A 14,830-nucleotide genomic window follows, 5' to 3' on the forward strand; every position below is an offset into this window, starting at 1 on the left:
GGATTTAATGCTGGAGCCGTGCGGCAGGAGCAGGCAGCCAACCAGTTCAGTCACGGACCCTAGGCGGCAGGCCGTGCGGCCGGCAAGTTGGCGGGATGCGCAAAGCGATCTCTGCCCTGCTCCTGCTTCTCGCCGCCTTTGCGGTCGCGCCGCTGCTTGCCCCAGGGACCGCGCCGCCATCCGCCGCAACCGGCACAGAATTGAAGCTGGCCACCTGGAATCTGGCCTGGCTCACCCTGCGCCCGTCCGGCGACCCCGCCCTGCCGCGCGACGTCACCCCACGGCAGCCCGGTGACTTCGCCCTGCTGGCCGGCTATGCCAGCCGGCTCGATGCCGATGTGATCGCCTTGCAGGAAGTGGACGGCCCGGAGGCGGCGGCGCGCGTCTTCGACCCGGGCGTCTACGCCTTCTTCTTTCCCCGCGAAGCGGATGTGCAGCGCGCCGGCTTCGCGGTGCGGCGCGGCCTCCGCGTCACGCAGAACGCCGATCTGGAGGGGCTCGACCTCCAGCCCCGCGCCCGGCATTCGCTCCGCCGCGGCACCGACATCACGGTGGAGGTAGCCGGGCGGCGGCTGCGGTTGCTCTCGATCCATCTCAAGGCCGGCTGCCGCGATGCGCCGATGCAGCCGCAGCAGGGCCAGGATTGCGAAAGCCTCGGCCGGCAATCCGCGGTGCTGGCGGATTGGGTGGCAGCGCGGCAGCGGGGAGGTGGCGGCTTCGCCGTGCTGGGGGATTTCAACCGCCGCCTCGGCAGCACCGAGGACATGATGCTGCGGGAGCTGACGCGGGAGGCGCCGCTGACCCGCGCGACGGAGGGCACCTCCAATCCCTGCTGGTCCGGCGCGCGCGGTGGCCGGCCCTTCGTGGACCACATCCTGCTCGGCGGCGAGGCGCGGGGGTGGTGGCTGCCGGACAGCCTGCGGGTCATGGTCTATGCCGAGCGCGGGTCGGAATGGCGCGACCGCCTCTCGGATCACTGCCCGGTCAGCCTGCGGCTGCGGCTGCCCTGACCGCGGCGATGGGCGTCTTCCGCCGCGTCACCCTGCCGCTGGCGGCGATGGGGTTCATCAACCAGGCCTCGCGCAGCGTGGTGGCGCTGCTCGGCCCGGTCCTGGCGCTGGAATTCGGGCTTTCGGCCAGCGGTCTCGGCGCCCTGGCGGCAGTGTTCTTCGCCGCCTATGCGCTGGCGCAATTGCCGGTGGGGCTGGCGATCGACCTGCATGGTGCGCGGCGGGTGCAGACCGTGCTGGCGCTGGTGGCGGCGGGCGGCTTCGGGCTCTGCGCCCTGGCGATCGGGCCAGGCTGGCTCGCGGCGGGCCGATTCGGCATCGGCATCGCCGGCGCGCTGATCGCGGTGATGAAGGCGCATGTGCAGTGGTATCCGCCGCAGCGCCTGGCGGCGGTGACGGGGGCGGCGGTCTTCATCGGCGCGGCCGGCGGGCTGGCCGCCACGGTGCCGGTGCAGGCGATGCTGCCGTTGCTCGGCTGGCGCGGCATCTTCGGCGGGCTGGCGGTGCTGTCCTGCCTGGTGGCGCTGTGGATCCGGCGTTCCGCGCCGCTGGCGCCGCCGGGAACCAGGCCGCCGCAGCGCCGGAGGCTCGGCACCGAGATCGCCGGACTCGGCCGCATCTTCACGCATCCCAAATTCCGCCGCTTCATGCCGGCCATGGCGCTGCTCTCGGGCCTGGTCTTCACCTATCAGGGGCTCTGGGCCGGGCCATGGCTGCGGGACGTGGCGGGGCTCGGGGACGTGGCGCGCGCCTCGGTGCTGCTCTGCTACGCGCTCGGCATGATGGCGGGGCACCTGCTGACCGGCCAGGCGGCCTCGGCGGCGCAGGCCCGCGGCATCGAGCCGATGCTGATTCCCTTCCTCGGCATCGCCGCCATGGCGGTGTTCCAGGCGGTGCTGATCACCCAGCCGCGGAACCCGCTGCTGCTGCATGCGCTGTGGTTCGGCTTCGCCTTCGCGGGTTCCTGCGGACCGGTGGTCTATGCCGCGCTGGCGCAGCGCTTCCCACCGGAACTCACCGGCCGGGTGACGACGGCGCTGAATGGCAGCATGCTGGCCCTGGTCTTCGTGCTGCAGAACCTGATCGGCGTGATCCTGGACCTCTGGCCGCGCGCGCCGGGCGGCGGCTGGAGCGCGGATGGCTATTCCTGGGCACTGGGCCTGACGTTGCTGCTGCAGGGCCTGACCGTGCTCTGGCTGATGGCGGCGCCCCGCCGGCAGGTGCCGGCCTGAAGCTACGTCGGCAGGTGCCGGCCTGAGACGAAAGGGCACAGGGCATGGATGTGAAGCAGCGCCGCAAGCTGCTGGCGCAATATCGGGTGGAGGAGGGCAAGGGCTTCCGCCTGGAAGACCGGGACCCCGGGGATACCGCGGGCCTCACAACGGACAAGCGGGCGGCGGCGGCGCTGCTGCAGGAAGGGGTGGAGCGCCTCAGCGCCCTGCAGGACATGCTTTATGCCCAGGACCGCTGGGCGGTGCTCTGCATCTTCCAGGCGATGGACGCGGCCGGCAAGGACGGCGCCATCAAGCATGTCTTCAGCGGCGTCAATCCGCAGGGCTGCCATGTCACCAGCTTCAAGGCGCCAGGCCCGGTGGAACTCGACCACGACTTCCTCTGGCGCCATGTCACGGCCCTGCCGGCACGCGGCGTGATCGGCATCCACAACCGGAGCTGGTACGAGGAGGTGCTGGTCCCCCGCGTCCATCCCGAAATCCTGGAGCGCCAGAAACTGCCCGTCGTGCTGCGTGGCGAGCGCATCTGGGACGAGCGGCTGGAGGATATCGCCGCCTTCGAGCGCTACCTGGCGCGGCAGGGCGTCATCACCCTCAAATTCTTCCTGCATCTCAGCAAGGAGGAGCAGCGCCGCCGCTTCCTGAAGCGCATCGAGGAGCCGGAGAAGAACTGGAAGTTCAGCGCCCAGGATGTCGTCGAGCGCAGCCACTGGGATGCCTACCAGGACGCCTATGAACAGGCGATCCGCGCCACCGCCGCGCCGCATGCGCCCTGGCATGTGGTGCCGGCCGACAACAAATGGTTCACCCGGCTGGTGGTGGCCGAGGCGCTGGCGGCGGCGCTGGAGGATCTCGGCCTGCACTACCCTGAGATCAGCGAGCAGGACCGGGCGCAGTTGCAACTGGCGCGGCAGGCGCTGGAGGGCTGACCCTGGCGCGTCGCGCCCTGCTGCCCATGCTGCTGCCGCTGTTCGGCGGCTGCACGCCGGTCGGGCTGGCGAATGCGCTGACGCCAGGCGGCTACAGCCTCTCCCGCGGCCTGGCCTATGGGGCGGGGCCAAGGCAGCGCCTCGACCTCCATCTGCCGAAGGAAGGCGCCGCGACGGCACCGCTGGTGGTGTTCTTCTATGGCGGTAATTGGGAAAGCGGCGAGCGGGCGGATTACCGCTTCCTGGCGCAGCCGCTGGTGGCCCGCGGCTACGCCGTGGCGGTGCCCGACTACCGCCTGCATCCGGCAGCGCGCTGGCCGGATTTCCTGGAGGACGGCGCGGCGGCACTGGCTTGGCTGCGCGGCCCGGCGGGCCGGGCGGCGGGCGCCCCTGCCGGGCCCTGCTTCGTGATGGGCCATTCGGCCGGCGGCTTCATCGCCGCGGCGCTGGCGCTCGACCCGCGCTGGCTGGCGGTGGCGGGGCTGCCGGGCGGACGGGAGGCGCTGGCCGGCTGCATCGCCCTGGCGGCCCCGTTCCATTTCCAGCCGCAGCGGGAGCCGCTGCTGGGCATCTTCGCCCCTGCCCCCGCAGGCCGCCTGGCCGTGCTGCCCGAAGAAGCGGCGCTTCGCGGCGCCCCGCCCATGCTGCTCCTGCATGGCGAGGCCGACCGGACGGTGCGGCCCGAACAATCGCTTGGTCTGGCGGAACGGCTGCGCGCCGCGGGTACCCGGGTGCGGCTGGTGCTCTATCCCGGCCTCGGCCATATCGGCATCGTCGCAGCGCTGGCGGCGCCGGTGCGGGCGGCCGGCCTGGCCGGCGGGCCGGTGCTGCGGGATATCACGGGTTTCCTGGCCGATGCCGTGGCGGAAGCGCCGGGGCCTCGGGCGGAGCCCAATTCCGCGAGGTTGCCTGGCCCATGATCCGAACCGGCGATGCGATCCTGGTCCTCAATGCCGGCTCCTCCTCGATCAAATTCGGATTGTTCGAGGCCACCGCCGCCGGCCCGGAAACCCGCCTCGACGGCCAGATGGAGGGCATCGGCGCCACCCCGCACCTGATCGCCCATGATGCGGCCCGCCGGGTGCTGGCGGATCGCCGCTGGAGCGGGCCGGATGTCGCCGACCATGCCGCCGCCCTCGCCGCCATCCTGGAAGGCACCGGCCAGGCGCTGGCCGGGCGGCGCATCGCCGCGATCGGCCATCGGGTGGTGCATGGCGGGCCGGATCTCGCCGCGCCGGTGCTGGTGGATGCGGCGGTGCTGGCCAGGCTTCGGGCCCTGGTGCCGCTCGCACCGCTGCACCAGCCGCACAACCTGGCCGGCATCGAGGCCATGGCGGCGCGCTTCCCCGGCGTGCCGCAGCTTGCCTGTTTCGACACCGCCTTCCACCGCAGCCATCCCTGGGAGGCCGATACCTACGCCCTGCCCCCGGAATTCCATGCCCGCGGCATCCGCCGCTACGGATTCCACGGCCTGTCCTATGAATACATCAGCCGCCGGATTGCCGCCGAGGATGCGGCGCTCGGCGCCGGGCGGCTGGTGGTGGCGCATCTCGGCAATGGGTCCAGCCTCTGCGCCGTCCGGGGTGGCCGCAGCCTCGACAGCAGCATGGGCTTCACCGCGCTGGACGGGGTGCCGATGGGCACGCGCTGCGGCCAGATCGACCCCGGCGTGCTGCTGCACCTGCTGGAGGCGGAGGGGATGGGCACCGCTGCCCTCACCCGGCTGCTCTACAACGATGCCGGGCTCAAGGGCATGTCCGGCCTCAGCCAGGATGTGCGCGAGCTGGAGGCCAGTGCGCGGCCGGAAGCGGCGCGGGCGCTTTCCCATTTCGCCTGGCGGGTGCGGCGCGAGATCGGCGCCCTGGCGGCGACGCTCGGCGGGATCGACGCGCTGGTCTTCACCGCCGGCATCGGCGAGAATGCGGCCGCGCTGCGCGGGCGGATCTGCGAGGGGCTGGACTTCCTGGGCATCCGGCTCGACCCCGGCCGCAATGCGGCTGATGCGGCGGAGATCTCGGTAGCGGGCGCGCCGGTGCGGGTCCTGGTCCGCCGCACGGACGAGGAAAGGATGATTGCCGAGCATATCCTGGCCACCCTGGCCAGGGCCTGAGCCCGATTGCTCACCTCTGCCGGCGCAGCGGCATCGCGACGCTTGACGCCGGCCGCGCCGATTGCCATCCAGGGCTGGTGAGGGATCTTGTCAGCGTCAGCCGCGGCGATGACGACACGCTCTGGGCCGTCTTTGCCACGCTCGGGCGCCATACGCGCGTCGCCGAGGTATTCCGCAGCCGCGCGGCGGCGCTGGAAGACCGCAATTGGCGGGCGCAGCAGGTCCAGGCCTATGAGGATTTCCTCCTCCGCTCCCGCCAGCCGGTGCCTTATTACAGCGTGGCGCCGATCCGCCGCGCCGACCTGCCCCGGAAATGGACCCCCTTGCCGGCGCTGGGCTTCCTGCGCGGCCAGTTCATCTGAACCGGTCGCCCCGGATCAGGCCTTCCGGGCGATCACAGCGTGGCGACGACCTCCGCAGGCTGCGGCACCACCCGCCCGGCGGCGCGGAGCCTGGCTTCCGCGTCGGACAGCAACCGGGCCAGCGTGGTTGCGGCGGCATCCGGCCCGCCTTCCCGCCGCGCCTCGGCAACCCCGGCGCTGACGGTCACGGCCAAAGGCCCCGCCGGCGTCTCGATGGCAGCGCACGCCACGGCGCAGCAGAGGCGCCTAGCGGCCGCCTCGGCATCCCGCAGCGCGACACCGCGCATATGGATGCCGAATTCCCCCTCGCCGGTCCGGCCCACGACATCGGCGCGCCTGGCATTCTCGGCAAGCCGGTCCGCGACCCCGAGCAGGACCGCCGCGCCGGCCGCCTCACCGAAGCGGCGGCTGATCTCCTCCAGGCCATCGATCGAGAACAGGGCCAGGCAGGGACCCCGGCTGCGCGACGCAACCGGCGCGCCCAGTTCGGCCTCGACGGCACGCAGCAGCGCCGCCCGGTCGGGCAGGCCGGTCGTGCCGTCCCGGTCCGCCTGTTGCTGCGGGGTGGCGCCATCGGCGGCCAGGACGCGGCCGATCCAGGCGAAATGGGTGATCGCCCCGGAAACCGGATCGCGCATCGGCGCCACCCGAAGCTGCACCCGGACCGCTTCGCCCGTGCTGGAACGGCAGGGAATGCAAGCCTGCGCCTCGGCGCCGGCCGCGAGCCGCGCTTCCAGGCCCTTCGCTGCCTCACCGCCGGAGCCCGGCCCAAGCAGCAGGCGCCAATTGCTGCCCACCACGGCCTCCGGCGACTGGCCTGTCAGCCGGGTGAAGGCCGGGTTGGCATAGAGTACCACCGGGCCGGGCGCAGCGGGATCGGCCCTTGTCACCAGAACGAGGTCGCTGGCGGCCTCGGCCACGGCGGCAAGGGAGAAGGCGGCGCGGGGCGGCGGGGCGGCCTGCACCCTGCCCTGGACGTCGTGGAGCGCCTGGAGAGCGGCTTCCGACACCGATCGGTCGAGCCCCTGGCGCGCCAGATTGGCGATCCTGGCCGCCAGGCTTGCCGCGTCGAAGACACTCTCGGATACCGCGACGGAACGGCAGGATCCATCGGCATCCATCTCGGTCCGCCATTCCGGAACCAGCAGATGGAACACGGCACAGGCCCGCCCTGCGGCGTCGGTCCTGATCGTGAAATGCGAGAAAACACGCGATTCCGTCATGATGCCTTCTCAGCCCTCAAGTCACACCGCAGCCGCCCTGGCCCGCACCTCCACCGCCTCCGGATCGGGTTGGGACGGTGCGGTGCAGTGCGGCGCGAGGCAGCATCCATTTGCGCGCAATTCGCTGATGGATACCTACCATGGATAGATGGTTATATGAATTCGCACCTCTTTTGTAGCTTAATCACAGAATCGTGAGCAAGCCGTCAAGGCGCATTCGGGGATGCCTTCCGCCCTTCCGGGCGCCTCAGGGTGGTGAAACGCGCCACTTCCGTGCTCCTTCATCGTGCCGGTCCAGGCCCGACTGGAAATCCACGGTTCCAGCAGCGGCTTCGGCCATGATCCGCGCGGCTCCATCGCCGCCGCCTGATTAACGGAGCGGCACTTCAGAACCCATCCGGATTGCATTCCCGCATGGAACGGTTGCAACGGAAACCGAATCGGCCGCCATTGAGGATGCCGCAGACCCTGACCCGCCGATCCGCCTCGCCATGCTGACCGGAGCCGGCGGGGCGGCCCCTCCCAGGGCGCGAGCCGAACTCTTGTCGGAGGCGGCACGATCATGTACAAAGCCGGAATTCGCGCGATGGCTGAAGAATGGGTGGTGGTTTTCTATCAGCCGCCAAGGGCATGCAGGCTGCCCGCTCATTCCCACTCATTGCGGCGCTTCGGATGCCCCACCTGTACCGCCTTGCTCCACCGCACCGATAACGCGAACTGGACCAGATCCGAACGTGACAGCAGTTGCTTCGACCGACGTTCTCATCGTCGATCTCAATAATTTCTCCTGTTATCCGACGATTCCGGTTGGCCTGCTGGTCGCGGCGCTCAGGCGCGAGCATTGGTCGGTTTCTGTATTCTCGCCTCTGACCGTCGGCGTGCGGGGCTTTGCGCGAGCAGGCAGGACCGGGCGGTTCGGCCATGTCGATGCCATGCTGCGCTTCTATACCGGCGTTGCCGAGAGCGAAGGCCTGCGGACCCTCCGCGCTCGCGCAGCCGCGCTGGTCAGGCCCGATAGCGCCAGGTCGAACAGGTTGATCACCGCTTCGCTGCAGAAAAATTTTTGAAACAGCCCTGCCGCGTGTCGTCCTGATCTCGGCCTATACGATGTATCTGGAAGTCGCAGCTGAAATCGCCCGGATTTGCAGGGCCATCGGCATTCCTGTGGTGGTTGGCGGGAGTTACTTCAACGAGCCGACAATCGCGCGGACCTGGCTGGATATCCCGGGCATTTCGGTCGTGGTTGCGGCCGAAGCGGAACGCATCATTCCGACGATAGTCGCGGCGCTGGCCACCGGGCAAAACGTTCCTGCTTTACCCGGCATCTGGACACCGGCGACGGGCGTGCGACAGGTCGCGCCGCCGTTGCAGGATCTCGACAGCCTGCCCTTCGCCGACTACTCGGACTTCCCTTGGCATCTCTACCCCAGACGAATCATCCCGATGATGGCGGGCCGAGGTTGCGGCTGGGGCGTCTGCACGTTTTGCTCGGATGTTTCGACCGTCGCGGGGCGCACCTACCGGTCCCGCTCGCCCGCAAATGTCCTGGACGAGATTGAACACCAGGGCAGGAAGCACGACGCCGATCTGTTCGTCATGCTGGACTTGAAGTTGAACTCCGATCTCGAGGTATGGCGCGCCCTGCTTGATCGAATGCCGCATCGCAGGCCGGGTGCGCGGTGGACCGCCTCCGTCCATATCGGCCGCGGAGAGAATGGCCTCAGCCTTGACGAATTGCGCGCAGCCAGGGCCGCCGGGCTGGTGCGAGTGACGACCGGGTTGGAATCGGGCAGTCAGCACGTCCTGAACTCGATGGCGAAAGGGACCGACCTGGAACGGACCTCCCGGTTCCTGAAGGATGCCCACAAGGCCGGGCTGAGCGTGCGGACAACGATGATCATCGGCTATCCAGGCGAAACCGCGGCCGACATCCGTAAGACCGCTGAGTTCCTCGCGCTGCACGAGCCATACCTGGAGAGGGTGATGGTCAATCGCTTTTCGATCCAGCCAGGAACGGCGGCTGCGCAGCGCATAGAGCATAGCCCCAGGAAGTTCGGTGCCTTGACGGTCGGCAGGCTGGACACCCGCAATGCCTTGTTGCCGCACCGGAATTCGGCCACCAAAGAGAGTGGCTATTTCCGCAGCGTATGGCGCGTGCTCTCGGCCGCGAACCGAATCAACCGCAAGCCGCTCCGCGCCGATGCACAGTTGCTGGAAGGCGTCATGTAGGGGCGCATACCGCCGATGGCCGTATTCGTCCCATGATGGCCCGGATAAAGGCCATCGGAGGCATAGTGGTGAGACATCCGCGGGCCGGAGGTCTGGGTTCATCCGCCCGATCTAATCAGCCGCCAGCCCGGCAGCACCTGGGACGACATCCTGCACCAGCGCCCCTGCCCGTTCCGCCGCGCCCTCGAAGAAGGCGGTAATGGCGCGGACCGCCAGGCTCTCGCGGCGCCGATCGTAGAAGCCGCCATGGCCGCCACCCTGCACCAGCAGCGGCGCCACCGCGGGGCACCCGTCCCAGTCGATGCCGTCGAGCGACTGCGCCGGCACCAGCGGGTCATCTGCCGCCATCAGCAACAGGGTCGGCACCCGGATGCGCGGCAGGGCGGCAGCCGGCCGGTTGAGTTCGACGAAGACCTCATAGGACGGGTAGCCGAAGCGCGGCGCGGTGACAGTGGCCTCGAATTCCCGGAGCGAATGGGCGCGGCGGGCTGCCTGGCGCAGCCCCTCATCCAGTTCGGCCCCAGGCACCGCCAGCACCTCGCGCCGATAGAGGGCAAGCAGCCTCCGGCCGAAGACCGGGCTGGCATCCACGGCCAGCAAGGCGAGGTCGGGCTGCAGCGGCGGGCAGATGGCGGCCGCCGCCAGCACCGGCGGCCCGGGCCGGGCCGCCTCGCTGCCCAGCAGGTTCAGCACCAGGGCACCGCCCAGCCCCCAGCCGGCCAGCACCAGGCCGGGGCCGGCCAGCGCCTCCGGCAGCGCTGCCAGGGCATCGGCCAGATCCGCCGAGCGGCCGAGATGGTAGTGGCTGGTGCTGCGCTCGCGGCTCGCCGGGCTGCCGCGCAGATTCAGCCGCAGCACCGGGAAGCCCCGGCGCAGCAGGCCCGCGGCGGCCTCCCGGAGCGGCGGATCCTCCTCGCCGCCGGCCATGCCATGCACCAGCACCGCGACCGGCGGGCCGGCTTGCGGCCTTGCCTCCGGGAAGTGCAGCATGGCGGCCAGGGCATCGCCATCCGGCAGGGGCAGCCAGAGCCGATGGCCCGGCGGCAATGCGGCCCGCAGCGGCCAGGCCAGCGCCCGCAGGGTCTGCATGGCGCCGCCGAACCAGGGCGGCCGGGGGCGGAAGGGAATGCTGCGAGGAGCCATGCACAGCAGAACGCGCCAGTTCCGCTCGGGCTTCCCTCGCCTTGCCAGCCCGCCCGCGGCGCCCTAATCCCGGGGTCAGAGAGGGAAGCGCCATGGACCAGCCGTTGATCGCCGCCGATCCGCATGCCGAGATCCGGGAGGAGGTGCGGAAGCTCTGCACCCGTTTCCCCGGTGAATACTGGCGCAAGCTCGATGCCGAGCGCGGCTACCCCACCGATTCGTCCAGGCCCTGACCGAGGCCGGCTATCTCGGCGCCCTGATCCCCGAGGAATATGGCGGCGCCGGCCTGCCGCTTTCGGCCGCCGCGGCCATCCTGGAGGAGATCCACCACTCCGGCGCCAATGCCGCCGCCTGCCATGCCCAGATGTACATCATGGGCACCATCCTGCGGCACGGCAGCGACGCCCAGAAGAAGATGTATCTGCCGAAGATCGCCACCGGCGAGCTGCGCCTCCAGGCTTTCGGCGTGACCGAGCCCAGCAGCGGCACCGATACCACCGCGCTCCGCACCTTCGCCCGGCGGGAGGGTGACAAGTACATCGTCAATGGCCAGAAGATCTGGACCAGCCGGGCCGAGCATTCCGACCTGATGCTGCTGCTGGCCCGCACCACCCCGCGCGACCAGGTGGCGAAGCGCACCGAGGGGCTCTCGACCTTCATCGTGGACATGCGGCAGGCCAAGGGCCACGGCCTGACCATCCGGCCGATCCGCACCATGATGAACCACAACACCACCGAGGTCTTCTTCGACAACATGGAGGTCCCGGCCGAGAACCTGATCGGCCAGGAGGGCCGCGGCTTCCGCTACATCCTGGACGGCATGAACGCCGAGCGCCTGCTGATCTCGGCCGAGAGCGTCGGCGATGCCAAGTGGTTCGTCGAGAAGGCGGTGGCCTATTCCAAGGAGCGCGTGCTGTTCGGCCGGCCGATCGGCCAGAACCAGGGCGTGCAATTCCCGATCGCCAAGGCCTATGCCCAGATGCGCGCCGCCGAGGCGCTGCTGCACAAGGGGCTGGAGAAATTCGGCGCCGGCCTGCCCTGCGGCGAGGAGGCGAACATGGGCAAGATGCTCTGCGCCGATGCCGCCTGGGCCGCGGCGGAAGCCTGCATCCAGACCTATGGCGGCTTCGGCTTCGCCGAGGAATACGACATCGAGCGCAAGTACCGGGAGGCCCGGCTCTACCAGGTGGCGCCGATCAGCACCAACATGATCCTGAGCTATATTGGCGAGCATGTGCTCGGCATGCCGCGGAGCTACTGACATGGCTTCGCGTCCGCTGGAAGGCCTGCTCGTCGTCTCCATGGAGCAGGCCGTCGCCGCGCCCTATTGCGCCAGCCGCCTGGCCGATGCCGGGGCGCGCGTCATCAAGATCGAGCGCCAGGAGGGCGATTTCGCGCGCGCCTATGATGCGGTGGCGCGCGGCCAGTCCAGCTATTTCATCTGGTTGAACCGCGGCAAGGAAAGCATCTGCCTCGACATCAAGGACCCCGCGGACAAGGCGTTGCTGGAACGCCTGCTGGCGCGGGCCGATGTCTTCATCCAGAACCTCGCCCCCGGGGCCATGGCTCGCGCCGGCTTCGGCAGCGCCGCGCTGCGGGAACGGCATCCCCGCCTCATCACGGTCGACATCTCCGGCTATGGCGAGGAGGGCGAATATGCCGGGATGAAGGCCTATGACCTGCTGGTGCAGGCGGAAAGCGGTCTCGCCAATGTCACCGGCCGGGCCGAGGGGCCGGGGCGGGTCGGCGTCTCCGCCTGCGACATCGCCTGCGGCATGAATGCCCATGCGGCGGTGCTGGAGGCGCTGATCGAACGTGGCATCACCGGATCAGGCAAGGGCATCGCGGTCAGCCTCTTCGACGGCATGGCGGATTGGATGACCGTGCCGCTGCTGCAATACGAGGGCACGGGCAGGAACCCGCCGCGCATCGGCCTAGCGCATCCCTCCATCTGCCCTTATGGCGCCTTCGAAACGCGGGATGGTTCGCTGGTGCTGATCTCCATCCAGAACGAGCGCGAATGGGCGCTCTTCTCGGCGCATTTCCTCGACGAGCCGGACCTGCCGCAGCGCGAGGGCTTCCGCAGCAACAACGAGCGGGTGGCGAACCGCACGATGGTGGATGCGCATATCGGCCGCATGTTCGCCTCCATGACGCGCGAGGAATGCGCCGCCAAGCTGCGCCGGGCCAATACCGCCTTTGGTTTCGTCAACGACTGCGAGGGGCTGCGGACGCATCCTGCCCTCAGGCGCGTCACGGTCGGGACCCCCGAGGGGCCGGTGGCGATTGGCGCGCCGGCGGCCCGGCATTCCGATGGCGAGCGGGCGCTCGGCCCGGTGCCGGCGCTCGGCGCCCATACCGCGCAGGTGCGGGCCGATTCGGGGAATAGGGCCGAAGGCTCGTATCTTGCGGGCCGGTGCACGTCCTCCGGCTTCACCTCCGGACGACCGGACCGCTCAGCGCCGGGCCGGCGCCTCAGCCAATTCCACCAGTGGCCCACGGCGGGGAGGAGCGGCTCGGCGGGCGGCGCGGACCGGCGCCGGGTCGAGCCGGCCTTGGCCATGCGTCACCGCCTCATCCGCCAGCCGCCAGGACGGGCGCCCGGCCAGGATCAGGGCCACGGCCTGGAACCCATTGCCACGCGCCTGCCGCGAGGGCGCCGCCCCGCCGCCGCCCCAGGCCGCCACCAGGGCCTGCCGCTGCCGCTCGGCCGCCAGGCGATGCGCCCCGGCAGGCCAGGCGGCCAGCACCTTCAGCCGGTAGGCATCGGCCAATCTGGGGGTCGAGGAGTGGTAGCGCGCCGCCGCCTGCTCCCAGTTCCGCTGCCCCTGGTAGAGCCGGGTCAGGAATTGCGCGGCATAGCGGGCATTCGCCGGCGGGTCGAAAGCCTCCTCCAGGCTGGCGAAGGCCTGGCCGTGATAATGCAGGTTCACCTGCAGGCAGCCGACATCGATGTAACGAACGCCGCGCGCCTGCAGGGCCTGCACCGCCGCGATCGCCTCGGGCTTGGAATCGAAATAGCGGCCCTCCCCCTCGGCATTCACAGTCCAGGGCCAGGGCGTCACCTTGCCGGTCCGCGGATCCGCCCGGCCGGATTCGACCCGGGCAATGGCATGCAGCAGGGCGGCAGGCAGCCTGTGTTCGCGTTCCGCGGCCTGGATCGCCTGGCGGCAAAGCTGGCCGGGATCGGCCTCGGGCCGGGCCGGCGCATTGGCTGCGGCCGGCAGGGCGGGAAGCAGGACGAAGGCGGCGAGGATCATGTCTCGGCGCATGGGGGGGATTCCTCATGATCGGGCCGAGGCATGGCCCGCAACACGTTGATATGTCACATGCAGGCCCCGCCATCCCCCCCCGGAGGCGCGGCCCTGAAACTTCAGGCGATTGCTGCACTGCAAAAATTCTCTTGCAGGCGCCGGCAAAGGCCCCTAGATTGTGCAGCGCAGCAACACGGCCTTGCCGGGTTGTCTGCTTCTTGGACGTTTCCTCCCTAAACTCGGCGGTGCCTTGCGGCACCGCCCTTTTTTTGCCCGGTGCCCTTCTTCCATGGCTGCGCCGCCGGCGTGAACCCCAGGCGGCTTCACCCTCCGTTCATCTTCTTCACATTCAGGAATGGCCGTGGCCTGCCTCAGCGCAGCATGGACCAGTCCGCCGCCGCCAATGCGCCGATCATCCGGGTCAGGTCCTCGACCAGCGCCGCCATGCGCGGCAGACGCTCGATCCGCGCCTCATCCATGTAGAGCGGCCGGGCGACCTCGATCTGCAGCGCATGCACCCCCTCCCGCGGCCGGCCGTAGTGGCGGGTGACGTAGCCGCCGGCATAGGGGTCGTTGCGCCGGACCCGGTAGCCGAGATCCAGCAGCATTTCCTCCGCCAGCCGCGTGGCGCGCGGGGCGCAGGCGGTGCCATGCGCGTCGCCCAGCACGAAATCCGGCGGGTTGCTGGCCTGGGCCGGATGGGTCGGCATGGAATGGCAGTCGATCAGCAGGCAGGCGCCGAATTCATCGCGCGTCTCGGCGATCAGCGCAGCCAGCGCGGCATGGTAGGGCTGCCAGAAGCGGCGGATGCGATCCTCCGCCTCGGCGAAGGTGAGCTTGCGGCGATAGACCGCCTCCCCCGTCGCCACCACCCGGGCGATGGTGCCGAGCCCGGCGCCGACCCGGGGACTCGCGGTATTGACCCAGGCGGGCAGCGGCCCATCGAACATGCCGGGGTCGAGTTCCCAGGGCTCCCGGTTCACGTCGCAGAAGACCCGCGGGAAGGTGGCGGCCAGCAGCGGCGCGCCATGCGCCGGCGCCGCCGCGAAAAGCTCGTCCACGAAACCGTCCTCGCTGCGCCGCAGGGCCAGCGGGTCGAGTCGGGCGGCGGCAATGAAATGCGCCGGATAGGCACGGCCGGAATGCGGCGAGGCAAAGATCAGCGGCACCGCCTGCCGCGCCGGGCGGGTCAGCAGGTAAGGCTCGGTTGCAGCAGCCAGCGGCGATGCTGCGGGCAGGTCCAGGGGGAGATCCATGCGATACCGGATAAGGCCACAGGCACCTGCCATCGGGCAAGCCATGGCCGCTTGCTCGATGCGGTATGGCGGGCTAGATAAC

The 14,830-nt window shown here is 70.1% G+C and carries 12 protein-coding genes and 2 pseudogenes; 10 read left to right on the plus strand and 4 right to left on the minus strand.

The features are described from left to right. Positions 1-95 precede the first annotated feature (95 nt). The 6 genes from KSF81_RS20910 to KSF81_RS20935 all read left to right on the plus strand — a co-directional run bounded on the left by KSF81_RS20910 (position 96) and on the right by KSF81_RS20935 (position 5,643). Positions 96-1,010, plus strand: a complete 915-nt coding sequence (locus KSF81_RS20910) for an endonuclease/exonuclease/phosphatase family protein (protein WP_217380599.1) — start codon at positions 96-98, stop codon at positions 1,008-1,010. An 8-nt stretch (positions 1,011-1,018) separates the two neighbouring features. Further along, complete coding sequence (locus KSF81_RS20915; RefSeq protein WP_217380600.1) at positions 1,019-2,242, plus strand: nitrate/nitrite transporter; 1,224 nt, start codon at positions 1,019-1,021, stop codon at positions 2,240-2,242. Between the two features lie 44 nt (positions 2,243-2,286). Next, complete coding sequence (locus KSF81_RS20920; protein WP_217380601.1) at positions 2,287-3,171, plus strand: PPK2 family polyphosphate kinase; 885 nt, start codon at positions 2,287-2,289, stop codon at positions 3,169-3,171. A 26-nt stretch (positions 3,172-3,197) separates the two neighbouring features. Continuing rightward, positions 3,198-4,091 carry an alpha/beta hydrolase gene (locus tag KSF81_RS20925; RefSeq protein WP_217380602.1) on the plus strand — a complete coding sequence of 298 codons (894 nt, stop codon included), beginning with the start codon at positions 3,198-3,200 and terminating at the stop codon, positions 4,089-4,091. Further along, a complete protein-coding gene (locus tag KSF81_RS20930) occupies positions 4,088-5,281 on the plus strand; it encodes an acetate/propionate family kinase (protein WP_217380603.1) in 1,194 nt (397 codons plus the stop codon). Before KSF81_RS20925 ends, KSF81_RS20930 begins: the two co-directional genes overlap by 4 nt. Positions 5,282-5,358: 77 nt before the next feature. Continuing rightward, entirely contained in the window at positions 5,359-5,643 is a 285-nt protein-coding gene (locus KSF81_RS20935) for a hypothetical protein (protein ID WP_217380604.1), read from the plus strand. Positions 5,644-5,675: 32 nt separating this feature from the next. Here the strand turns inward: KSF81_RS20935 and KSF81_RS20940 are convergent, their stop codons facing one another. Continuing rightward, entirely contained in the window at positions 5,676-6,866 is a 1,191-nt protein-coding gene (locus KSF81_RS20940) for a diguanylate cyclase domain-containing protein (RefSeq protein ID WP_217380605.1), read from the minus strand. Positions 6,867-7,600: 734 nt separating this feature from the next. Between KSF81_RS20940 and KSF81_RS20945 the strand changes: the two genes are divergently transcribed. After that, complete coding sequence (locus KSF81_RS20945; RefSeq protein WP_217380606.1) at positions 7,601-7,933, plus strand: hypothetical protein; 333 nt, start codon at positions 7,601-7,603, stop codon at positions 7,931-7,933. Between the two features lie 40 nt (positions 7,934-7,973). Next, positions 7,974-9,095, plus strand: coding sequence for a radical SAM protein (locus tag KSF81_RS20950; RefSeq protein ID WP_217380607.1), 1,122 nt, complete (start codon positions 7,974-7,976; stop codon positions 9,093-9,095). 111 nt (positions 9,096-9,206) lie between these two features. On the opposite strand, the gene KSF81_RS20955 is transcribed toward KSF81_RS20950, so the two are convergent. Continuing rightward, positions 9,207-10,238: an alpha/beta fold hydrolase gene (locus tag KSF81_RS20955; RefSeq protein ID WP_217380608.1), complete on the minus strand. Its 1,032-nt coding sequence runs from the start codon at positions 10,236-10,238 to the stop codon at positions 9,207-9,209. Positions 10,239-10,330: 92 nt separating this feature from the next. Here KSF81_RS20955 and KSF81_RS20960 point away from each other — a divergent pair. Then, positions 10,331-11,499, plus strand: a pseudogene (locus KSF81_RS20960) (acyl-CoA dehydrogenase family protein). A 1-nt stretch (position 11,500) separates the two neighbouring features. Then, positions 11,501-12,586: pseudogene (locus KSF81_RS32360) on the plus strand (CaiB/BaiF CoA transferase family protein); the annotation flags it as partial. Between the two features lie 108 nt (positions 12,587-12,694). On the opposite strand, the gene KSF81_RS32365 reads toward KSF81_RS32360, so the two are convergent. Then, positions 12,695-13,510: a transglycosylase SLT domain-containing protein gene (locus KSF81_RS32365; RefSeq protein WP_217381798.1), complete on the minus strand. Its 816-nt coding sequence runs from the start codon at positions 13,508-13,510 to the stop codon at positions 12,695-12,697. Positions 13,511-13,863: 353 nt separating this feature from the next. Then, the gene (locus KSF81_RS20975; protein ID WP_217380609.1) at positions 13,864-14,748 is read right to left on the minus strand and encodes an N-formylglutamate amidohydrolase; all 885 of its coding nucleotides are present in this window, start codon (positions 14,746-14,748) and stop codon (positions 13,864-13,866) included. Between the last annotated feature and the right edge of the window lie 82 nt (positions 14,749-14,830).

Source organism: Siccirubricoccus sp. G192 (assembly GCF_019084075.1).
Classification (GTDB): Bacteria; Pseudomonadota; Alphaproteobacteria; order Acetobacterales; family Acetobacteraceae; genus G192.